The 22,327-nt window shown below is 67.9% G+C and carries 18 protein-coding genes; 9 read left to right on the forward strand and 9 right to left on the reverse strand.

The window, feature by feature from the left end; genetic code table 11:
* Positions 1 to 10 precede the first annotated feature (10 nt).
* A complete protein-coding gene (locus AC5P98_RS05260) occupies positions 11 to 928 on the forward strand; it encodes a LysR family transcriptional regulator (RefSeq protein ID WP_032959114.1) in 918 nt (305 codons plus the stop codon).
* Between the two features lie 110 nt (positions 929 to 1,038).
* Here the strand turns inward: AC5P98_RS05260 and recN are convergent, their stop codons facing one another.
* The gene (gene recN / locus AC5P98_RS05265) at positions 1,039 to 2,700 is read right to left on the reverse strand and encodes a DNA repair protein RecN (protein WP_049407703.1); all 1,662 of its coding nucleotides are present in this window, start codon (positions 2,698 to 2,700) and stop codon (positions 1,039 to 1,041) included.
* Positions 2,701 to 2,815: 115 nt separating this feature from the next.
* On the opposite strand from recN, the gene hrcA reads away from it, so the two are divergent.
* From hrcA to dnaJ, 4 genes are all read left to right on the forward strand, one after another.
* Positions 2,816 to 3,880 (forward strand): heat-inducible transcriptional repressor HrcA, encoded by a 1,065-nt coding sequence (hrcA, locus tag AC5P98_RS05270; protein ID WP_010484463.1) that lies wholly within the window; start codon positions 2,816 to 2,818, stop codon positions 3,878 to 3,880.
* Positions 3,881 to 3,943: 63 nt separating this feature from the next.
* The gene (gene grpE, locus AC5P98_RS05275; RefSeq protein WP_014646812.1) at positions 3,944 to 4,459 is read left to right on the forward strand and encodes a nucleotide exchange factor GrpE; all 516 of its coding nucleotides are present in this window, start codon (positions 3,944 to 3,946) and stop codon (positions 4,457 to 4,459) included.
* 182 nt (positions 4,460 to 4,641) lie between these two features.
* A complete protein-coding gene (gene dnaK, locus AC5P98_RS05280) occupies positions 4,642 to 6,564 on the forward strand; it encodes a molecular chaperone DnaK (protein ID WP_032959111.1) in 1,923 nt (640 codons plus the stop codon).
* 154 nt (positions 6,565 to 6,718) lie between these two features.
* Entirely contained in the window at positions 6,719 to 7,843 is a 1,125-nt protein-coding gene (gene dnaJ / locus AC5P98_RS05285; RefSeq protein WP_014036853.1) for a molecular chaperone DnaJ, read from the forward strand.
* 60 nt (positions 7,844 to 7,903) lie between these two features.
* Here the strand turns inward: dnaJ and AC5P98_RS05290 are convergent, their stop codons facing one another.
* Positions 7,904 to 8,701 carry an AraC family transcriptional regulator gene (locus AC5P98_RS05290; RefSeq protein WP_014646814.1) on the reverse strand — a complete coding sequence of 266 codons (798 nt, stop codon included), beginning with the start codon at positions 8,699 to 8,701 and terminating at the stop codon, positions 7,904 to 7,906.
* Between the two features lie 72 nt (positions 8,702 to 8,773).
* Between AC5P98_RS05290 and AC5P98_RS05295 the strand changes: the two genes are divergently transcribed.
* From AC5P98_RS05295 to AC5P98_RS05305, 3 genes are all read left to right on the forward strand, one after another.
* On the forward strand, positions 8,774 to 9,973 hold the full coding sequence (locus AC5P98_RS05295; protein ID WP_049407698.1) for an MFS transporter: 1,200 nt from the start codon (positions 8,774 to 8,776) through the stop codon (positions 9,971 to 9,973).
* A 417-nt stretch (positions 9,974 to 10,390) separates the two neighbouring features.
* The gene (gene pdxY / locus AC5P98_RS05300; protein ID WP_014646816.1) at positions 10,391 to 11,299 is read left to right on the forward strand and encodes a pyridoxal kinase; all 909 of its coding nucleotides are present in this window, start codon (positions 10,391 to 10,393) and stop codon (positions 11,297 to 11,299) included.
* Positions 11,296 to 12,420, forward strand: coding sequence for a prephenate dehydrogenase (locus tag AC5P98_RS05305; protein WP_049405982.1), 1,125 nt, complete (start codon positions 11,296 to 11,298; stop codon positions 12,418 to 12,420). The genes pdxY and AC5P98_RS05305 overlap by 4 nt, the downstream gene beginning before the upstream one ends.
* 219 nt (positions 12,421 to 12,639) lie before the next feature.
* Here AC5P98_RS05305 and AC5P98_RS05310 read toward each other — a convergent pair whose 3' ends face one another.
* The 5 genes from AC5P98_RS05310 to AC5P98_RS05330 all read right to left on the reverse strand — a co-directional run bounded on the left by AC5P98_RS05310 (position 12,640) and on the right by AC5P98_RS05330 (position 16,820).
* Positions 12,640 to 12,834, reverse strand: coding sequence for a hypothetical protein (locus AC5P98_RS05310; protein ID WP_014646818.1), 195 nt, complete (start codon positions 12,832 to 12,834; stop codon positions 12,640 to 12,642).
* A gap of 70 nt (positions 12,835 to 12,904) precedes the next feature.
* Positions 12,905 to 14,677, reverse strand: a complete 1,773-nt coding sequence (locus AC5P98_RS05315; protein WP_032960563.1) for an ABC transporter transmembrane domain-containing protein — start codon at positions 14,675 to 14,677, stop codon at positions 12,905 to 12,907.
* Positions 14,670 to 15,266 carry an IMPACT family protein gene (locus tag AC5P98_RS05320; protein ID WP_049405984.1) on the reverse strand — a complete coding sequence of 199 codons (597 nt, stop codon included), beginning with the start codon at positions 15,264 to 15,266 and terminating at the stop codon, positions 14,670 to 14,672. Before AC5P98_RS05320 ends, AC5P98_RS05315 begins: the two co-directional genes overlap by 8 nt.
* Positions 15,267 to 15,306: 40 nt before the next feature.
* Complete coding sequence (locus AC5P98_RS05325; RefSeq protein ID WP_049405986.1) at positions 15,307 to 16,305, reverse strand: hypothetical protein; 999 nt, start codon at positions 16,303 to 16,305, stop codon at positions 15,307 to 15,309.
* Positions 16,302 to 16,820 (reverse strand): RNA polymerase sigma factor, encoded by a 519-nt coding sequence (locus AC5P98_RS05330; RefSeq protein ID WP_229653773.1) that lies wholly within the window; start codon positions 16,818 to 16,820, stop codon positions 16,302 to 16,304. The genes AC5P98_RS05325 and AC5P98_RS05330 overlap by 4 nt, the downstream gene beginning before the upstream one ends.
* A 247-nt stretch (positions 16,821 to 17,067) precedes the next feature.
* On the opposite strand from AC5P98_RS05330, the gene AC5P98_RS05335 reads away from it, so the two are divergent.
* Positions 17,068 to 19,908 (forward strand): bifunctional diguanylate cyclase/phosphodiesterase, encoded by a 2,841-nt coding sequence (locus AC5P98_RS05335; protein ID WP_049419552.1) that lies wholly within the window; start codon positions 17,068 to 17,070, stop codon positions 19,906 to 19,908.
* Positions 19,909 to 19,927: 19 nt separating this feature from the next.
* On the opposite strand, the gene AC5P98_RS05340 is transcribed toward AC5P98_RS05335, so the two are convergent.
* A complete protein-coding gene (locus AC5P98_RS05340) occupies positions 19,928 to 20,521 on the reverse strand; it encodes an LOG family protein (protein ID WP_014036864.1) in 594 nt (197 codons plus the stop codon).
* Between the two features lie 193 nt (positions 20,522 to 20,714).
* Entirely contained in the window at positions 20,715 to 22,211 is a 1,497-nt protein-coding gene (locus AC5P98_RS05345; protein WP_049408221.1) for an aminotransferase class III-fold pyridoxal phosphate-dependent enzyme, read from the reverse strand.
* Positions 22,212 to 22,327: the final 116 nt, after the last annotated feature.

The following is a 22,327-nucleotide window of genomic DNA, read 5'->3' on the forward strand; positions in this document are numbered from 1 at the left end:
ATTCATCGCCATGGCGCGACCCGACATCAACCGATCCGGCGAACTGGAAGTGTTCGTGCGGGTGATCGAGACCGGTGGCTTCTCCGCCGCCGCACGCACCCTGGACATGACGCCGTCAGCAGTGAGCAAGCTGGTGGCCCGGCTGGAGCAGCGGCTGGGTACGCGCCTGCTGCAACGCTCCACCCGCCAGCTGCAGCTGACCCCGGAAGGCTGCGCGTTCTACGAGCGCGGCCTGCGCGTGCTGGCCGACCTGGAGGAGGCCGAGCGCTGTGCCAGTGCCCATGCCGAGCCGCGCGGACGGCTGCGGGTAAACTCCAACGTGCCGTTCGGCCAGCATTTCCTGCTGCCGCTGCTGCCGGCATTCCTCGAACGCAACCCGCAGGTAGGCGTGGACCTGACCCTCAATGACGAGGTGATCGACCTGCTTGAGCAGCGCACCGACGTGGCGGTGCGGGCCGGTCCACTGAAGAGCTCCAGCCTGGTGGCGCGGCGGCTGGGTGCGACGCGGATGATGATCGTGGCTGCACCGGCCTACGCGCAGCGGCACGGGCTGCCACGCACTGCCGAGGAGCTGCAGTCGCACAACCGGCTGGATATCGGCCATGCGCGCGCGATGCAGGGCTGGCCATTGTTGCAGGACGGGCGCGAACGCATGCTGCTGCCCAGTGGCAACGCGCGCGCCAGCAACGGCGATGCGCTGCGCCAGCTGGTGCTGGGTGGGCTGGGCATGGCGCGGCTGGCAGCATTCCAGGTGCAGCAGGACATTGCCGCCGGGCGCTTGCTGCCGGTGCTGGAGGACGCCAATCCCGGTGACCTGGAAGAGGTGCACGCGGTGTTCCTGGGGCAGGGCGGCTACCTGCCGCTGCGGGTGCGCGCGTTTCTTGATTTCCTGGTGGAGAACGTCGATCTGACGCAGCCACAGGGGTAGTGCCGGCCGCTGGCCGGCAACCTCATGATCTTCATCCACCCGCATCGGGGTGCCGGCCAGCGGCCGGCACTACCGTGCGGAAGCCGAGCCAATGCTCGGCTCGGCCGGCGTTACACCTGCAGCAGCTTGCGTGCGGCGGCGCGCGCTTCCTTGCTCACTTCCACGCCGCCGAGCATGCGCGCCAGTTCTTCCTCGCGCGCCTTGCTGTCCAGCTTTTCCACTGCGCTCTGGGTCATGCCTTCCACCGGGGCCTTGCTGACCCGGTAATGGGCATGGCCCTTGGAGGCGACCTGCGGCAGGTGGGTCACGCACAGCACCTGGCGCTTCTCGCCAAGGGCGCGCAGCTTCTGGCCGACGATGTCCGCCACCGCGCCACCGATGCCGGAGTCGACTTCGTCGAACACCATGGTCGGCACTGCATCCAGGTCCAGCGCGGCCACTTCGATGGCCAGCGAGATGCGCGACAGTTCGCCACCCGAGGCCACCTTGCGCAGGGCACGCGGTGGCTGCCCGGCATTGGCCGCCACCAGGAATTCCACGCGCTCGGCACCCTGCGGGTCGGGCTTGCCGGCGTCCTGCGGTTCCAGCTCGATCAGGAACTGGCCGCCGCCCATGCCCAGCTCTGCGATGATGCCGGTGGTGGTGGCCGACAGCTCGGCAGCGGCGGCGCGGCGGCTGGCGGTCAGCAGCCCGGCCTGCACTCGCCAGGCCGCAGCGGCCTTGTCGATCTCGCCGGCGAGGCGCTGCAGGCGTTCGTCAGCACCACGCAGCTGTTCCACTTCGGCGTGCATGCGCTCGCGCTGCGCGCCCAGCTCGTCCATCGGCACACGGTGCTTGCGGGCCAGGTCGTGCAGGCGGCCGAGGCGACGCTCGTTCTCCTCGAACTGTTCCGGGTCGGCGTCGAGGTCGTCATGCACGCGGTCCAGCAGCGACAGGGCTTCGTGCAGCTGGATCGAGGCATTCTCGATCAGGCCGTCGACCTCGCCCAGGCGCGGGTCGTGTTCGATCAGGCGCGACAGCTCGTGGCGCACCTGCTGCAGCAGGTCCAGCGCGGAACTGCCGTCGTCGCCATTGAGCTGGTTGCTGGCCGCCTGGCAGGCACCCAGCAGGGCACTGGCATGGGCCTGGCGGCGGTGGCTGGCGCCCAGCGCGGCAATCGACTCCGGTTCCAGGTCTTCGCGGTCCAGTTCGCGCAGCTGGTGCTCCAGGAAGCCGATCCGGTCACTGACGTCGCCCTGCTGCGACAGCGCCAGCGATTCATCGACCAGGGCCTGCCAGGCCGCAGCGGCGCGGCGCACCTGGCGGCGCTCGTCCTCGTTGCCGGCATAGGCGTCCAGCAGGGCCAGCTGCGACGGGCGCGTCAGCAGGGCCTGCTGCTCGTGCTGGCCGTGGATCTCCACCAGCAGCGAGGCCAGGTCGCCCAGCTGCGCCAGGGTCACCGGGCGGCCGTTGATCCAGGCCCGCGAGCCGCCATCGGCACGGATCACGCGGCGCAGCTGGCACTGCTCCTCGTCGTCCAGCTCGTTGTCGGCCAGCCACTGGCGCGCGGCCTGCAGCTGGTCCAGCGCGAACTCGGCCGACAGCTCGGCGCGCGCGGCGCCGTGGCGGACCACGCCGCTGTCGGCGCGCAGGCCGGACAGGAAGCCCAGCGCGTCGACCATCAGTGACTTGCCGGCGCCGGTCTCGCCTGAAACCACGGTCATGCCTGGCCCGAACTCCAGTTCGGTGGCGCGGACGACGGCGAAATCCTTGATCGAAAGATGTCTGAGCATGGGTAAGGGGGTGTCAGCAGCCGCGCAACGCTAGCACGCGGGCGCGGGAGGTCCAATGACTTGCCAAGGTGATCCGCCGCCATTATCTAGTGTCCGTGTCTCACAGGTTGATTCCATGCACGGTTCTCCCGACCAGCTTGCCCCGCGTGCGCGCCATCTGCTGCGCACGCTGATCGCGCGTTACATCCAGGACGGTGAGCCGGTCGGCTCGCAGACGCTGGCGCGCGTGGCCGGGCTGGAGGTCAGTCCGGCCACCATCCGCAACATCCTGGGTGACCTGGAAGACCTCGGGCTGCTGGCTTCGCCGCACACCTCGGCCGGGCGCGTCCCGACCGCACATGGCTACCGGGTGTTCGTCGACAGCCTGCTGCAGATGCAGCCGCCGGGCGAAGGCGAGCTGGCCCGGCTGCGCCAGGAACTGGCCGGCGGCGGCAGCACCCAGGCCCTGCTTGGCAGCGCCTCGGAGCTGCTGTCGGCGATGAGCCACTTCGTCGGCGTGGTCAGCGCCCCGCGGCGCGAGCAGTTCGCGTTCCGCCAGATCGATTTCGTGGCGCTGGACGGGCGCCGGGTGCTGGCGATCCTGGTGTTCGCCGACAACGAGGTGCAGAACCGGGTCATCGAGACCCGCCAGGAGTTCGCGCCGGGCCAGCTGGAACAGGTCGCCAACTACCTCAACGCGCATTTCGCCGGCCTGCCGATGGCCGAGATCCGCACCCGCCTGCTGCTGGAACTGCGTGATGCCCGTTCGGAGCTGGAGCAGCTGCTGGCGCACAGCATCGAGCTGGCCGAGCAGGCCCTGCAGCCGGCGGCCGATGACATGCTGGTGGCCGGGCAGACCCGTCTGATGGGGGTGCAGGACCTGTCCGACCTGGAGCGCCTGCGCGAGCTGTTCGAGCTGTTCTCCAGCAAGCGCGAGATCCTGCAGCTGCTGGAGCGCACCATCCAGGCCCCGGGGGTGCGCATCTTCATCGGCGAGGAGACCGGGATGATGCCGTTGCAGGGGGTGTCGCTGGTCACCGCCCCCTATACCGCCAATGGCCAGGTGCTGGGCGTGCTGGGCGTGATCGGCCCCAAGCGGATGGCCTACGACCGGATGATCCCGCTGGTCCAGGCTACTGCCGATGTACTCGGCGCGGCGTTTTCGCCAGCCGGGCGCACTCCTGGAACATCCGACGCTTGAAACGCAGCATCCCGCCCACACTAGGGTGGGTGGAGGCGGAGACTGACCGCCAGGGACCCAGACATGAACCACGAACATCCAGATATCGAATCCCAGCAGACTGCCGCCGATGCGGCCGCCGCCGCCGGCGTCAACGACGAAGTGGAGCGCCTGCGCGCCGAGGTCGAGCAGATCAAGGCCGATGCGCTGCGTGAGCGCGCCGACCTCGAGAACCAGCGCAAGCGCGTTGCCCGTGACATCGAGCAGGCCCGCAAGTTCGCCAACGAGAAGCTGCTGGGCGAGCTGCTGCCGGTGTTCGACAGCCTGGATGCCGGCTTGAAGGCGGCCGGCGATGACCCGCATCCGCTGCGCGAGGGCCTGGAGCTGACCTACAAGCAGCTGCTGAAGGTTGCCGCCGACAACGGGCTGGTCCTGCTGGACCCGATCGGCCAGCCGTTCAACCCGGAACACCACCAGGCCATCAGCCAGGTGCCGGCCCCAGACGCCGCCCCGGGCAGCGTGGTGACCGTGTTCCAGAAGGGTTACCTGCTCAACGAGCGCCTGCTGCGGCCGGCGCTGGTGGTGGTGGCCGCCGACTGACCCCTCCAGGGCCGGAAGGCGGGAATGTCCCGTCACCCGGCCCGACGCTGAACGCGCCGGGCGACCGGAAACACAGCGTTCGGGAGATGGCTTGAATGTTCCACGAGCCTCCCCCACATCGTATTCATCCACCGGCCGAACGGCCGGACTGACCCCAACAAGCATCCTCAGGAGTCTCCCCCATGGGCAAGATCATTGGTATCGACCTCGGCACCACCAACTCGTGCGTGGCGATCATGGACGGCGGCAAGGCCCGCGTCATCGAGAATTCGGAAGGCGATCGCACCACCCCGTCGATCGTCGCCTACACCAAGGACGGCGAAGTCCTGGTGGGCGCCTCGGCCAAGCGCCAGGCCGTCACCAACCCGAAGAACACCTTCTACGCGGTGAAGCGCCTGATCGGCCGCAAGTTCACCGACGCCGAAGTGCAGAAGGACATCGCCCACGTCCCGTACAGCATCCTGGCCCATGACAACGGCGATGCCTGGGTGGCCACCAGCGACGGCAAGAAGATGGCGCCGCAGGAAATCTCGGCCAAGGTGCTGGAAAAGATGAAGAAGACCGCCGAGGACTTCCTCGGTGAGAAGGTCACCGAAGCGGTCATCACCGTGCCGGCCTACTTCAACGACAGCCAGCGCCAGGCGACCAAGGATGCCGGCCGCATCGCCGGCCTGGACGTCAAGCGCATCATCAACGAGCCGACCGCGGCCGCGCTGGCCTATGGCCTGGACAAGGGCGACAACAAGGATCGCAAGATCGTGGTGTACGACCTGGGCGGCGGCACCTTCGACGTCTCGGTGATCGAGATCGCCAACGTCGACGGCGAGAAGCAGTTCGAAGTGCTGGCCACCAACGGCGACACCTTCCTGGGCGGTGAAGACTTCGACAACCGCGTCATCGAGTACCTGGTTGAAGAATTCAACAAGGACCAGGGCATCGACCTGCGCAAGGATCCGCTGGCCCTGCAGCGCCTGAAGGACGCTGCCGAGCGCGCCAAGATCGAGCTGTCCAGCGCCCAGCAGACCGAAGTGAACCTGCCGTACGTCACCGCTGACGCCTCGGGTCCGAAGCACCTGAACATCAAGCTGACCCGCGCCAAGCTGGAAGCGCTGGTGGAAGACCTGATCAAGAAGTCGATCGAGCCGTGCCGCGTCGCCCTGAACGATGCCGGCCTGCGTTCGAGCGACATCAGCGAAGTGATCCTGGTCGGTGGCCAGACCCGCATGCCGAAGGTGCAGCAGGCGGTGACCGAATTCTTCGGCAAGGAACCGCGCAAGGACGTCAACCCGGACGAAGCCGTGGCACTGGGTGCTGCGATCCAGGGCGGCGTGCTGGGCGGCGACGTCAAGGACGTGCTGCTGCTGGACGTGACCCCGCTGTCGCTGGGCATCGAGACCATGGGCGGCGTGTTCACCAAGATCATCGAGAAGAACACCACCATCCCGACCAAGGCCTCGCAGGTGTTCTCCACCGCCGAGGACAACCAGTCGGCCGTGACCGTGCACGTGCTGCAGGGTGAGCGCGAGCAGGCCCGCTTCAACAAGTCGCTGGCCAAGTTCGACCTGTCCGGCATTGAGCCGGCTCCGCGTGGCCTGCCGCAGGTGGAAGTGTCCTTCGACATCGACGCCAACGGCATCCTGCACGTGTCGGCCAAGGACAAGAAGACCAACAAGGAACAGAAGGTCGAGATCAAGGCCGGTTCGGGCCTGTCCGAGGAAGAGATCGCACGCATGGTCGCCGACGCGGAAGCCAACCGCGAAGAAGACAAGAAGTTCCAGGAGCTGGTGCAGGCCCGCAACCAGGCCGATGCCCTGATCCACGGCACCCGCAGTGCCATCACCGAGCACGGCAGCAAGGTCGGCGGCGATGTCATCGGCAAGGTCGAGGCGGCCCTGGCCGACCTGGAAACCGCGATGAAGGGTGACGACAAGGCACAGATCGAAGCCAAGTCGAAGGTGCTGGAGGAAGCCGGCCAGTCGCTGTTCGCCGCTGCTTCGGCCGACCAGGGCGGTGCCCCGGGTGCCGACGCCGGCAACGCCGGCAAGGCGCAGGACGACGTGGTCGACGCCGAGTTCACCGAAGTCAAGGACGACAAGAAGTCCTGATCCGGACCGACACGGGACGCTGGCCATCAGCGTCCCGTTGTCGCATCAGGGTCCTGACCGCCCACCGGCGTGTCGGGGCGCCCGACGCAAGAGCGGACCTGGTTCCGCTCTTCCGCTTTGACGAATCCCGACTTTCCGGAACCAGATTCACCATATGAGCAAGCGCGATTACTACGAAGTGCTGGGCGTTGCCCGCACCGCCACCGACGACGAGCTGAAGAAGGCCTACCGTCGCTGTGCGATGAAGTTCCACCCGGACCGCAACCCGGGTGATGCGGCGGCCGAAGCCTCCTTCAAGGAGTGCAAGGAAGCCTACGAAGTGCTGTCCGATGGCAACAAGCGCCGCATGTACGACAGCCACGGCCACGCCGCGTTCGAGCACGGCATGGGCGGTGGTGGTCCGGGCGGCCCGGACATGAACGATATCTTCGGCGATATCTTCGGCAACATTTTTGGCGGGGGCGGCGGTGGGCCGCGCCAGGCCCGTCGCGGCGCCGACATCGGCTACGTGATGGAGCTGGACCTGGAAGAGGCGGTACGCGGCGTTGAGCGCCGCATCGAGATCCCGACCCTGGCCGAGTGCGGCGACTGCGATGGCAGTGGCTCCGAAGACGGCAAGGTCGAAACCTGCAATGTGTGCCATGGCCGCGGCCAGGTGCGCATCCAGCGCGGCATCTTCGCCATGCAGCAGGCCTGCCACAACTGCGGCGGCCGTGGGCAGATCATCGCCAAGCCCTGCAAGACCTGCCACGGCAACGGCCGTGTCGAGGAAGACAAGGTGCTGTCGGTGAAGGTGCCGGCGGGCGTCGATACCGGCGACCGCATCCGCCTGCAGGGTGAAGGTGAGGCCGGTCCGGCCGGTACGCCGCCGGGTGACCTGTACGTGGAAGTGCGCGTGCGCGAGCATGCGATCTTCCAGCGCGATGGCGACGACCTGCACTGCGAAGTGCCGATCCGCATCTCGCAGGCAGCGCTTGGCGACACCGTACGCGTGGCGACCCTCGGCGGCGAAGCGGAAATCCGCATCCCGGCCGAGACCCAGACCGGCAAGCTGTTCCGCCTGCGTGGCAAGGGCGTGCGTTCGGTGCGCAGCCGCAGCGAGGGCGACCTGTACTGCCGCGTGGTGGTGGAGACCCCGGTCAACCTCACCAACGAACAGCGCAAGCTGCTGGAGCAGTTCGAAGCCACCTTTGTCGGCGAGGAAGCACGCAAGCATTCGCCGAAGTCGGCGACGTTCATGGATGGCGTGAAGGGCTTCTGGGACCGGATGACGTCCTGAGTTTTTCAACCGAAGCGTTGAGCGGCAGCGCCGGGCCATGCCCGGCGTTTTCGTTTGCGATCAGCGGAAAAACGCCGCGGGCGTCTGCCCCAGTTGGCGCTTGAACATGCTGGTGAACGCGCTGGGGCTGTCGTAGCCCATCGCCAGCGCCACATCGATGACCTTGTCGCCGACTGCCAGCCGCTCCAGAGCGGCCAGCAGGCGCGCCTGCTGCCGCCACTGCCCGAAGGTCATGCCCAGTTCGCCGGCGAAATGGCGCTGGATGGTCTTCACGTCCACCTGCAGCGCCTGGGCCCAGTCCTGCAGCGTGGCGTCGTCGGCGGGATGCTTCTGGATGTGCTGGCAGATCCTCTGCAGGCGCGGGTCGGTGGGCGAGGGCAGGTGCAGCGGCAGCACGTCCATGCGGTGCAGCTCGTCCAGCAGCAGGCGCACCACGCGACCGTCGCGGCTGTCGTCCACGTGCGCGGACTCGATCAGGCTGGCCGCCAGCAGTAGTTCGCGCAGCAGCGGCGCCACCTGTACTGCGAACGCCCCATCCGGCAGTTGCGGCGCGAAGTCCGGTTCCACGTACAGGCTGCGCATGTGCACCTCGGCGATGCAGTCCACCGCATGCACCATGCCGGCCGGAACCCAGATCGCGCGGGTGGAGGGCACGACCCAGCGGCCACCGTCCGCGCGCACCACCATCAGGCCGGACATGGCGAAGACCAGTTGGTGACGGCGATGCCGGTGTGGCGCGATGTGGGTACCGGGCGGGTAGTGCCGGGCGCGGCTGGTCACCGGGCGGTGTACCGGCACTTCGTTCCACGGCGCGGTCTCGCGGATCGGGCAGGGAGTGTCCTTTTTGCGATAGGCCATGACCCGAACGCGGCAGAAGGGAGTGGGAGTCCACCGTAGCATGCGTGGCTCGCCCCCAACCTGACTGTGTCCATGTCGACCCTGGCTTCTCCCGCAACGCCCTCACGCCCGGTGGCTCCCGGCGTGCTGGCCGCCATCTCCACCTCGCATGTCGTCAACGACATGATGCAGTCGCTGATCCTGGCCATCTATCCGGTGATCAAGGGCGGCTTCAACCTCAGCTTCACCCAGATCGGCCTGATCACGCTGACCTACCAGCTCACCGCGTCGATCTTCCAGCCGTTGATCGGCATGGCCACCGACCGCCGCCCGGCACCGTATTCGCTGCCGATCGGCATGGCCTCGACCCTGTGCGGCATGCTGCTGCTCGGCTTTGCGCCGAACTACGCGGTGGTGCTGATGGCTGCGGCGATGGTCGGCATTGGTTCGGCCATCTTCCACCCGGAGGCCTCGCGCATCGCCCGGCTGGCCTCGGGCGGTCGCCATGGCTTCGCGCAGTCGGTGTTCCAGGTGGGTGGCAACTTCGGTACCGCGCTGGGGCCGTTGATCGCTGCGGCCGTGATCGTGCCGTATGGCCAGCGTGCCGCATCATGGTTTGCCGGCGCCGCGCTGATCGGCATCGCGCTGCTGACCTATGTTGGCCGCTGGTATGCACTGCACCTGGGCACACCGCGTCCGGCCAGCACCGCGTCTATGGCCCCGCGGCATCCGCCGCGCACCGTGGCCAAGGTGCTGGCGATCCTGCTGGTGCTGATCTTCAGCAAGTACTTCTACATGGCCAGCATCGGCAGCTACTTCACCTTCTACCTGATCCACCACTTCGGCATTCCGGTGGCACAGGCGCAACTGCATCTGTTCGCGTTCCTGGTGGCGTCTGCCGCCGGTGGTTTCCTCGGCGGCCCACTGGGTGACCGCATCGGCCGCAAGCCGATCATCTGGACCTCGATCCTCGGCGTGGCCCCGTTCGCGCTGATGCTGCCGCACGCCGATCTGCTATGGACCACAGTGCTGGCAGTGCTGATCGGCTTCGTGCTCTCCTCGGCGTTCTCGGCGATCGTGGTCTATGCGCAGGAAATGATGCCGCACCGCATCGGCATGGTGTCCGGCCTGTTCTTCGGCTTTGCATTCGGCATGGGCGGGCTTGGCGCGGCCGTGCTGGGCATGCTGGCAGACAGGACCAGCATCGAATACGTCTATCAGCTGACCGCGTTCCTGCCGCTGCTCGGTATCGTCGCAGCGTGGCTGCCACCGTCGCGGCCTGCTGCTCACTGAGGGGCTTGGGTTTGCAGGGCTTGCAGCCCTGCACCTGCAGAGGCAACGTCAACAGCAGAAGCTGGCTATCCGTGGGTTGGCGGGGTGGGTCCGGTTGCAGGGGACGCCGTAAACCCATCCCTGGGGGCTTGGCCGCGGCATCCATGCCGCGGACACCCCTGCAACCGGACCCACCCCGCCTTCGACAGGCTTCCGCGATCTGTCGGAACAGCTCGTGGGGTCAGATCCGTTTTCCGAAGGAAAACGGATCTGACCCCGATTTATTTCGGTATCCCACAGATGTGCCGACCAACGGTCGGCACCCACACCGCCCCGCCATCCCACGGAATGCGGCTCTTGATCTTGCTTCGGCTTCGCCTTCGGCAGGTGCAGGGCTGCAAGCCCTGCCGAAAACTCCCTTGGGCGTAGAATGCGGCCATGAGCGAATCCCTTGATAACCACCTGGTCCACGGCCGCCGCCAGCGGCCGGATGGGCCGTCGCCGATCGATGTCATCTCGGTCCAGTCGCAACTTGTGTACGGCCACGCCGGCAACAGTGCCGCCGTCCCGCCGATGCGCGCACTGGGCGTGCGCGTCGCCGAAATCCCGACCGTGCTGCTGAGCAATGCGCCGTTCTACGACACTACGCGGGGCCGCGTGCTGCCCGCCGACTGGTTTGCCGACCTGCTGCTGGGTACCCACGAGCGTGGCCTGCCGCAGCGGGCGAAGATGCTGGTGTCCGGTTACTTCGGCAGCACCGCCAACGGTGCGGCCTTCGCCGACTGGCTGGACAACATCCTGCCGGCCTGCCCACAGCTGCGTTACTGCCTGGACCCGGTGATCGGTGATACCCATACCGGACCCTACGTGGAACCGGGCCTGGAAGCGATCTTCGCCGAGCGCCTGCTGCCGCACGCCTGGCTGGTGACGCCCAATGCCTTCGAACTGAATCGCCTGACCGGCATGCCGGCACTGGCCGAGGCCGATGCCATCGCCGCCGCGCGCACGCTGCTGGATCGTGGCCCGCACTGGGTGATCGCGCACAGCGTAGGCGGCAACCCGGGTGAGCTGGTCACCCTGGCGGTCGGGCACGAGGAAACCTGGCGCTGGACCTCACCGCTGCTGCCGGTGGACGTGGCCGGTACCGGTGACGTGCTGATGTCGCTGGTGGTGTCGTTCCTGCTGCGCGGTGAGTCGATGCAGCAGGCGATTTCGCGCGCGATTGCCGGCACCCATGCGGCGCTGGAGGCGACCCTGGACAACGGCTTCGAGGAGTTTGACGTGATCGCTGCCGCGCCGGCGGCGCTGGCCGAAGGAACGCGCTTCCGCGCTGAACGCGTGGCATGAGCGGCCTGGATCCACGCACGCCGCGCACGGTCGGCATCGTCGGCAGTGCTGGTGCCTATGGGCGCTGGCTGTGCCGCTTCTTCCAGCAGCACCTGCAGCTGCAGGTGATCGGCCATGACCCGGCCGACCCGGACTCGCACACGCCGGAACACCTGCTGGCGCAGGCCGATGTACTGGTGTTCTCGGCACCGATCCGGCACACGCCGGCGTTGATCGCCGAGTACGTGCGGCAATCGGCGGGCCGCGAGCAGGGCAGGCTGTGGCTGGATGTGACCTCGGTAAAGGAGGCACCGGTGCAGGCGATGCTGGCCTCGCAGGCCGAAGTGGTCGGACTGCACCCGATGACCGCGCCACCCAAGGCGCCGACCCTGAAGGGGCGGGTGATGGTGGTCTGCGAAGCGCGGCTGCAGCATTGGCGGGCATGGGTCGATACGCTGTGCACCGCGCTGCAGGCCGAGTGCGTGCGCGCGACGCCGCAGCACCACGACCAGATGATGGCGCTGGTGCAGGCGATGGTGCATGCCACCCACCTGGCGCAGGCAGGCGTGCTGCGCCAGTACCAGCCGCAGCTGGGCGATCTGGCCGCGATGATGCCGTACCGTTCGGCGTCGTTCGAGCTGGATACGGCGATCATCTCGCGCATCCTGTCGCTGAATCCGGCGATCTACGAAGACATCCAGTTCGGCAACCCGTACGTGGCGCCGATGCTGGAGCGGCTGGTGGGGCAGCTGCAGGCCCTGCAGGTGCAGGTCGGACAGGGCGACGACGGCGCACGGGCTGCATTCCGTGAGCAGCTGCTGTCAGCCAATCGCAGTGCCTTCGGCGAGCAGGCCCTGGCGGATGGCAACTACACGTTCGAACGCGTGGGGTATCTGCTGGCCGATCTGACCGAGCGCAACGCGCTGTCGGTGCACCTGCCGGAGGACCGGCCTGGCTCGCTGCGCGAGCTGTTGAACGTGTTCGAGCAGCATGGCATCAGCCTGGCTTCGATCCATTCCTCACGCACGCCCGGGGGCGAGGTGCATTTCCGTATCGGATTCGTGGCCGGCAGTGATCCGACGGCGATCCGTCGGGCGGCGGCCGACGTGGACGCCAGCGGCATCGGACGGGTGCTGGGCTGAATTCATCCACAGGCGGTGTGGATGGTTTCTGAGCAAACGTGTGGATAACCCTGCGCAGCCCTTGTCAGGCAAGGCTGTCAAGATGCTTGGTGAAAAATTGATCACGCCTTCTTGTGGAGTCGAGCCGTGCTCGACTGCCCTTGGCAAAGCGCGTGTCGACCGAGGTCGACACCTACCAGAGCAGGGCGACACGGCCAGTGACCACCAAGGTGGGCAGCGCTAGATCATCAACCGCAGTTCGCCGCCGCTGGTGGTGAATTCGCGGCCATTGCGAACCAGATGACGCCCGTCATCCAGCTCGTAACGCGGCGTGGATTCAGAGTGATGCCCGCTGCCATTCGCCTCGGGCTTGAACTCGATGATGATGTGGCTTTCGCCATTGCTGTCGACTGCAGGGAACTGACGGAACGACATCGCGTACCTCCTTCAGTGGATGCTGCTGATGCGAGGCCAGCTTGGTCCGGCCGATGTTAGCCGGCCGTCATCAATCGATGAACTGCAGTCGTGCTAGTTCAGCGTACAGTCCGCCTTCGGCCAGAAGCTGGGCATGGGTACCTTCGGCGACGATGCGGCCCTGGTCCATCACCACGATGCGGTCGGCCTTGAGCACGGTGGCCAGGCGGTGGGCGATGACCAGCGTGGTGCGACCGGCCATCAGCCGCTCCAGCGCCTGCTGCACGCTGTGCTCGCTCTGTGCGTCCAGCGCGCTGGTGGCTTCATCGAGCAGCAGGATCGGCGCGTCCTTCAGCAGTGCCCGGGCAATCGCCACGCGCTGCTGCTGGCCACCGGACAGGCGCGCACCGCGTTCGCCCAACTCACTGTCGTAGCCCTGCGGCAACGCGCGCAGGAAGCCATCGGCCTCGGCCGCACGCGCGGCAGCTTCGACCTCGGCGTCACTGGCCTGCAGGCGGCCATAGCGGATGTTGTCGCGCGCACTGGCCGCAAACAGCGTCGGCTGCTGCGGCACCAGCGCCAGCTGCGCGCGCAGCTCGGCCGGATCGACCTGGCGTACGTCGATGCCATCCACGCAGATGCGGCCGCTGGCCGGATCGTGGAAGCGCAGCAGCATCGACAGCACCGTGCTCTTGCCCGCGCCCGACGGGCCGACCAGGGCCACCGTCTCGCCCGGGCGGACATGCAGGTTGAAGTGGTCCAGCGCGGCCTGGTCCGGACGTTGCGGATAGTGGAACACCACGTCGTCGAACTGGATTTCGCCGCGCAATGGTTGCGGCAGAACGTGCGGCTGCGCCGGCGCACGGATCTCGATGTCTTCCTGCAGCAGCTCGCCAATGCGGCCCATGCCACCGGCTGCACGCTGCAGTTCGTTCCACACTTCGGCCAGCGCGCCCACCGAGCCGCCGCCGATCAGCGCGTACAGCACGAACTGGCCCAGCGTGCCGGCACTGAGGCGCCCGTCGATGACATCGTGCGCGCCCAGCCACAGCACGCCAACGATGGCGCCGAACACCAGCAGGATGGCGCTGGCGGTGACCAGCGACTGCGCACCGATGCGTCGGCGCGCGGCGCCAATGGCATCGCCCAGTGCCTTGTCGAAGCGTCCGCGCTCGTAAGGCTCGCGTGCATGTGCCTGCACCGTGCGCACGGCGCCCAGCGTCTCGCTGGCCAGGCTGTTGGCATCGGCGATGCGGTCCTGGCTGCTGCGTGCAACCGTGCGCAGCTTGCGCGCGCCGATGATGATCGGCAGTACCGCCAGTGGGATGCCGAGCAGCGACCATGCCGCCAGCCTGGGGCTGGTGACGAACAGCATGGCCAGGCTGCCGACCACGGTGACGCTGCTGCGCAGGGCGACCGACATGGTCGAGCCGACCACGCTGCGCAGCAGTTCGCTGTCAGCGGTCAGGCGCGAGACCAGTTCGCCGCTGCGGCTGCGGTCATGGAAACCGGCACCGAGCTGGATCAGGTGTGCGTACAGGCGGCTGCGCAGGTCGGCCACGACTTTTTCGCCCAGCAGCGACACGAAGAAGAACCGTGCGGCCGTTGCCAGTGCCAGCACCACCGCCACCAGCATCAGCAGGGCGAAGGCACGGTTGATCTGGCCACCGCTGGTGAAGCCGTGGTCGATCATCTGCTTCACGGCGGGGGGCAGGCTCAGCGTGGCGGCCGAAGAGACCGCCAGCGCCAGCAGCCAGGCGGTGAACAGCCCGCTGTGGCGGCGCACGAACGGCCACAGCGTCCGCAGGCTGCCGAGGCGGCGCAGCGGTGGGGCCGAGGCAGGGGCGTCGTCCTTGTCAGTCATCTTGGTCGTCGTCTTGTATGCGGATACGGTCACGGGTGGCGTCGCGCAGGCGGATTTTCAATGCATCGACCTGATCGGCCGGCAATTCGACCCGCAGGCACACGCCGTTGGCATCGAACTGTTCATCGCGCTTCACGGCGCCGAAGCTGGGAAGGGTGGCATGCAGGGTGCCCAGATCCTCGAAGCCGGCCAACAGCTGCAGCCGGGCCATCGCCACCAGCGGCAAGCGCGGGGCGGTACGCAGGCATTCGGCGGCGGCGCCACCGTAGGCACGCACCAGTCCACCGGCGCCCAGCTTGATACCGCCGAACCAGCGCGTCACGACCACCATCACCCGGTCGAAGCCCTGGCCGTCGATCGCAGCCAGGATCGGCCGCCCAGCGGTGCCGGCGGGCTCGCCATCGTCACTGGAGCGGTAGTCCTGGCCGTGCCGGTAGGCCCAGCAGTTGTGGGTTGCGTCGGCTACGCCCACCTGTTGCAGGAACGCCAATGCTGCCGCGGCGCCATCGATCGGCGCGGCATGGGCAATGAAGCGGCTGTGTTTGACTTCCAGCGTGTGGCTTACCGGCTGGGCGAGGGTATCGGGCATTCCCGCCATTCTACGGGGTCGCCGGAGGTCACTGCCGGCTTCAGTCGTCCAGCAGCGGGCGCAGGTCGCGCGGCAGGCGTGCTTCCGGATACTGCTGCACATAGCGCTCCAGGCTGGCGCGGGCCAGGTCGCGCTGGCCGTCATCGCGGCGCGCGCGGATCTTCTGCAGCCACTGCCGTCGCGGCAGCTGTGCATCGGCGTCCACCTCGGCCTGCACGGCATCCGCACTGAGCCGCGCGTCGGCGCCGCGGCGCATGACGCCGGGCGCGGAGCGGCTCGGGGCCTGCCGCTTCATCGAGGTGATCTCTACCCGATCCAGTGCCTGCGCCCGTTCCGCATCGGCAGCGTTGGCCATTGGCGCCTCGGCGGTGCGTGCTTTCAGCGCCCCTGCCGGGGCCGGCGCCAATGCCGGTGCAGGTGCTGAGTAGGCAGCCGGTGCGGGAGGCGCGGGCGGTGCCGCTGCCGGTGCGGTGGCCGGAGCAGGCGGGAGCGCCGCAAAGGACGTATCGGCGGCCGCATCCGCCGCCATCGATCGTGCAGCCTGGGCCGGAGCTTCAGCAGTCTCGGTCGGCGCAGGCTTGGCTACCCGCGCGACGGACGGCGCCGGGGGAGCGGCAACAGGGGCCGCCTCGGGTGCTGCAGGTTCGGTGGCCGTTTCCGATGCGGCAACCGCGCTGTCGGCTGGACTGCTCCCAGCGGCCTGATCGGCGGCCGCGACGTCTGCCGCAGCGGGCGCCGCGGCAACAGCGGCCTCGCCTGCCGGAACCGGCGGCGGTTCCGGGCGCAGCTGCCAGGCGATGCCGATGGCGAACACCATCGAGGCGGCGATGCCGAACACCGCCGGCCAACGCGGACGTGTGCGCTGCCTGCGCGGCCCCTCGGCGGAGACAGCAGCATCGGCCGCCGGCGCGTCCACGGCAGCGCGGGCCGCGGCCAGGATGGCAGCGTCCAGTGCGGCGGGCGGAGCCTGCTCGGCGCGACGGCCGAGCAGCCGGGCCAGCTCGCGTTCTTCCGGCGTCAGCGGTTCGTCTCGGTTCATGCGTTCAATCCCGCACGCAGCTTGTCCATCGCATAGCGCAGCCGCGATTTCACGGTTTCCCGGCCTACGCCGGTGATCTGGCCGATCTCCTCCAGGCTCAATTCCTGATCCAGCCGCAGCTGCAGCACTTCGCGCTGCTCGGGCGGCAGTTGCTCCATCGCCAGCTGGATGCGGCGACGTTGTTCGAATTCGGAAAGCTCGGCTTCCGGGGTCTGCCCGTCCTCGATCGCGGCCAGGCGCAGGTCGGCGTCGGCCGGTGCGGCAGGGCGATGGCGAGCGGCCCGCCAGTGGTCGTTCAGGCGGTTGTGGGCGATGCGGAACAGCCAGGTGCTGAATGCAGCGTCAGGCTGCCAGCCCGCGCGCGCGCTGATCACCCGCTGCCAGACATCCTGGAAGATCTCCTCGGCCAACGCGTTGTCGCGCAGTTGCCGCAGCAGGAAGCCGAACAGGCGCTTGCGATGGCGTGCATACAGGCTTTCGAACGCGCGCAGGTCGCCACCGGCCCAGGCCAGCATCAAGGCTTCATCGGTTGGCAGTGCGCTGGCTTCCACGCCGTACAGGGTAAGGCCTGCAGGCGGTGGCGCATAGCCGGTGACGGGGGCGGGCAGGGCGAGGTTCATGGCGTGGAAGCGGCTACGGGCAGGAGGAAAAACGTACGGGCGCACGATTCGGGGTTTACGGGCTTCCATTGCCCCCCGGGTGGCGCGCTATGCTCGGCGGCTCAGGGGAGGCGACGCACAGACGGCGCCGAGAGATTGTCATTTGTCCACGCACGTTGAACCGGCGGAAGAGCCACCACACGAGGCCGTGCTGAGCACGGCGCTGGTGCGCGCATTGCATGCGCTGCTGCCGGACTCGGCCGTGGTCCGCGTTGGCTGGGATGACCCGCAGCTGGGCCGCGGACAGGGCGGCTGGCCGGCTGTCGCGGCGGCCGACGCGTTGACGGTGCCCGGCGTGGGCAACGGTTGCCATGGCTGGGAATATGACGGTGCCCGCCTGCAGTTGTCGGTCGAAGGCGCCGTGCCTTCAGCGGCGTGGTGGGGGCTGGCCCGGCAGGCCATGGAGCTGGCGCTGCAGCGCGGTCGCCAGGCCGGGCAGATCAAGGCGCTGGAAGAAGCTGAACGGCTGCAGCAGGCGCTGTTCCAGATCGCCGATCTGGCTGGCGCCGACCTGGAGATGTCGGAGATGCTGCGTCACGTGCACGGCGTGCTTGGCACACTGATGTACGCGGAAAACTGCTACATCGTCGAGTACGACGATGTCCGCGACCAGATCCGCTTCCTGTACTTCGCCGACCAGGTCGATGACTTCGTCGCCGATCCGTCGCAGAGCCATGACGCCGACGAGATGCCGCGCAGCCTGACCGTGGCGTTGCTGCGCCACGGCAAGCCGCTCAGCGGCCCCTCGCGCGAGTTGCTGGCGCGCGTGGTCGAGCAGGAGCACGACCCGCAGCGTGGACCGGAGAGCCTCGACTGGCTGGGCGTGCCGATGCTGCGCGATGGCCGGGTATGCGGCGCCATCGTGGTGCAGAGCTATGAGCTGGCGGCCCGTTATGGCGAGGCCGAGCGGGCGCTGCTGGGTTTTGTCGCGCAGCACGTGCAGACCGCGATGGACCGGCGCCAGGCGCAGGTCCGGCTGGAACAGCAGGTGGAGCGGCGCACGCTGGAGCTGCAGCGTGCCAACCACAGCCTGCAGGATGAAGTGGCCGAGCGCCGCCGCGCAGAGCAGCTGCAGACCGCGCTGTACAACATCGCCGAGATGGCGATGTCGGCCGACAGCCTGGCCCAGTTCTACGGGCAGGTGCATGGCGTGGTCGGGCGCCTGCTTGACGCGCGCAATTTCTACATCGCGCTGGTGAACGGGGCCGGCAGCGGCCTGGACTTCGTCTACTCGGTGGACGAGCACAACGCCAGCCGTGCGCCACGCCCGTTCAGCCGCGGCCTGACCGAGTACGTGGTGCGCAACCGGCGTCCGTTGCTGGCTTCGCGGCAGCAGATCGACGCACTGCTGGCCAGCGGCGAAGTGCGCGAATCGGGCGCACGTTCGCATTGCTGGCTGGGCGTGCCGCTGCTGCGCGATGACGAGGTGGTCGGCGCGATCGTGGTGCAGAGCTACAGCGAGAACAGCACGTTCAGCGTGCACGATCAGCGCTTGTTGACCTTCGTTGCACAGAACATCGGAACCGGGCTGGCGCGCCAGCGCGACCAGCAGCAGCTGCGTTCGGCGCATGCCGAGCTGGAAAAGCGCGTGGAGGAACGTACCCGCGAGCTGGCCGAGGTCAACGAGAAGCTGCTCGGGCAGATCGGCGAGCGCCTGCGTGCCGAGCAGCGCCTGACCCATCAGGCCATGCACGATGCGCTGACCGGCCTGCCCAACCGCCTGCACCTGCTCGATCGCCTGCAGGATGCGCTGGCGCTGGCCAAACGCGAGGGTGGGCCGGTGTTCGCCGTGCTGTTCCTCGACCTGGACCGCTTCAAGCTGGTCAACGACAGCATCGGGCACGCTGCCGGCGATCGCATGCTGGTGGAGGTGGCCAAGCGCATCGTATCGATGGCCGGCACCGATGACGTGGTGGCGCGGCTGGGCGGCGATGAGTTCGCGGTGCTGCTGCAGTGTCCGCAGGGGCTGGCACAGGCGCTGGAGTTCGGCCAGCGGCTGTTGCTGGCACTGCAGGAATCGATGTGGATCGCCGGGCGCGAACTGTTCCCGTCCGGCAGCCTGGGCATCGCCTTGTGGAACCCGCGCTACCGGACCGGTGAAGAACTGCTGCGCGACGCAGACGCGGCGATGTACCGGGCCAAGGCGCAGGGTCATGACCGCTGCGCGATCTTCGACGAAGACATGCGCGAAGAAGCGATGCGCAGCCTGGACCTGGAAGCGGATCTGCGGCGTGCGATCAACAACCGCGACTTCGTGCCGTTCTACCAGCCGATCGTGCGGCTGTCCGATGGCGAAGTGGTGGGGCACGAGGCCTTGCTGCGCTGGCAGCACGAGCGCCGTGGCCTGTTGCTGCCCGGGGCGTTCCTGGAGCTGGGCGAGGAAAGCGGCCTGATCGAGCAGGTCGACTGGCTGATCTACGAACAGGTCATCGCGGGACTGGCCGAAGGCGGCCACGGCTATGTCTCGGTGAACGTATCGCCACGCCATTTCCGCTCGGCCGAGTTCAGTGGCCGCCTGTTCGGTCTGCTCGATGCATGCGGTGCCGACCCGCGCCGGCTGCGCCTGGAGATTACCGAGGTGGCGCTGCTGGATGATGGCCCGCACACGCTGCGCATCCTGCAGGGCCTGCGCGAGCGTGGCATCCAGGTGCAGCTGGACGATTTCGGTACCGGCTTCTCGGCACTGTCCTACCTGCACCGCTTCCCGATCAGCACGTTGAAGATCGACCAGAGCTTCATCGCCGGCCTGCATGGGCCGGAAGTGCAGAGCACGCGCGCGCTGGTCGAGGGCGTGCTGTCACTGGCCCGCACCTTGGGCATCGAAACCATCGGCGAAGGCATCGAGACCGAAGCGCAGCGGCAGACGCTGCGCGAACTTGGTTGCGACTACGGCCAGGGCTACCTGCTGGGCCGTCCGGCGCCGTGGGAGGGCGCGGTGGCCTGAGCCACCGCGCCGGGTCGCCTCAGCGCAGGGCGGAGCGACGCTTCTCGTCGATCCACTTGGAAGCCTGGGCCGGCTGATAGTTCTGCATCCACTCCAGCATTTCCTCGATGTCCGAGCCGTACCACAGGTCCTGGCGCTGGTCCGGATGCAGGAAGCGCTCTTCCACCATGCGATCGATCATGCCGATCAGCGGGGCGTAGAAGCCTTCCACGTCGAGGAAGGCGCATGGCTTGTTGCCGATGCCCAGCTGGCGCCAGGTCAGCATCTCGAAGATCTCTTCCATGGTGCCGAAGCCGCCGGGCAGGGCGACGAAGCCATCGGCGAGGTCGAACATGCGCGACTTGCGCTCATGCATCGAACCGACGATCTCCAGTTCGGTCAGGCCGCGGTGGGCCACTTCCCAGTCGGCCAGCTGGCGCGGGATCACGCCGGTCACCTCGCCGCCGGCGGCGAGCACGGCATTGGCCACGGTTCCCATCAGGCCGACGTTGCCGCCGCCATACACCAGGCGCAGGCCGTCACGGGCGATGCGATCACCCAGGGCAATGGCGCGTTCGGTGTAGGCCGGCTTGCTGCCAGCGTTGGAACCACAGTACACACAGATCGATTTCATGGATCTTCCTGTCTCTTGGCCGGAAACGAAAACGCCCCGTCGCCAACCGCAGGGCGGTCAGGGACGGGGTGTCGGTGGATTATGAGGCCTTGACAGGCCTTCTGTAGAGCCGAGCCACGCTCGGCTGCGCTTCGTTCAGATCGCGGCAAAGGCTGAGTCGAGCATGGCTCGACTCTACAAACGCCAAGCAGGCTTACGCGGCAGCCGCCTGTTCGCGACGCGGGCCTTCACGCAGGGCGCGGCCCACCATGCCGACCAGCAGGTCCAGCTCATCGCTGTCCATGCCGAAGTGCGGGGTGAAGCGCAGCGAATTCTCGCCGCCGTGGATCACGTTGATGCCGTGCTGGCGCAGCCATTCCTCGGTGGAATTGGCGCCGTAGCACTTGAACTGCGGGGCCAGCTCGCAGGAGAACAGCAGGCCGGTGCCCTGCACCTTGGTGATCAGGCCACCCAGTTCGCTCTTGAGCTGTTCCAGCTTGCGCACGGCCTCGGCACCGCGTTCGGCGATGTTGGCACGCACCTGCGGGGTCAGCTGCGCCAGGGTGGCACAGGCCACGTCCAGCGCGCGTGGGTTGCTGGTCATGGTGTTGCCGTAGATGCCCTTCCGGTACAGCTGCGCGGCGTGCTCGGTCACCGCCAGCACTGACAGCGGGTACTGCGCGGCGTTGAGCGCCTTGGAGTAGGTCTCCATGTCCGGCGGATCCAGGCCTTCGAAGCCCGGGTAATCGACCACCGACAGCACGCCATGCGCGCGCAGACCAGCCTGGATCGAGTCCAGCAGCAGCAGGCTGCCGTGCGCACGGGTCAGCTCACGGGCCACGGCATAGAACGCCGGCGGCACCGAACGGCCCGGGTCGCCTTCGCCCATTACCGGTTCCAGGAACACCGCCTCGATGAACCACTGGTTGCGTGCGGCGTCCTCGAACACCTTGCGCAGGCCGGTCTCGTCGTACGGCGCCACGGTGATCACCGAATCCTCGCCGCGGTAGCTGGCCAGGTGCTGCATGTAGCTCTTGCGGCTGGAATCGGAATACAGGGCAGGGCGGTCGGTACGGCCATGGAAGCTGCCCTTGACCACCACGCGCTTGATCGTGGCGCCGGCGTGGCGCGCGCCCGGGTCGGTCTGCAGCTTGGCGTTGACGTCGGCGATGCGCGCGGCCAGGCCAACCGCCTCGGAGCCGGAATTCAGGCACATGAAGCGCGCGAACGGGCAGCCGCCACGGCGGTGGCCGATCTCGGCGCGCAGGGCCGTGATGAAGCGCTGCTGCGACAGGCTGGGGGTCATGATGTTGGCCATCACCTGTGGGCGTGCCATCGCCTCCAGCACGGCATCCGGGGTGTGCCCGAAGCCGAGCATGCCGTAGCCGCCGGCGTCGTACAGCACCGCGCCCTTCAGGGTGACCACCCAGGGGCCACGCGCGGCCAGCGCCACGTACGGGGTCACTGCATCATCGGCGTAGAAATTGACGAAGCCGTCCTGCATCGCGTCGATCTGCGCCTGTTCGTCCTGCGCCAGCAGCGGCCCCAGGTCGGCCTGCACGCGCGCGAACTCCTCGGCGGCGGCATCCACTGCGGCGATCAGCTGCGGGTGGCGGACGGACAGGGCGGTCAGGGTGGCGTCGTCCAGGCCGGTGGTGAGGCGGGTGCCGGGCTGGGTGCGCAGGGGGGCGAGGCGTTCGATGAAGCTCATTGCAGATCTCCTGAAACGATGGGTCGCACGGGCCTTCAAAAGCAAAACGCGCGTCAACGCGCGCTTGGGGGCAGGCTCGTGCAGCGGACTTCCGACTCGATGCTAGCACTTGTTTT

This window comes from Stenotrophomonas sp. YJH_SMC_135, assembly GCF_059372355.1.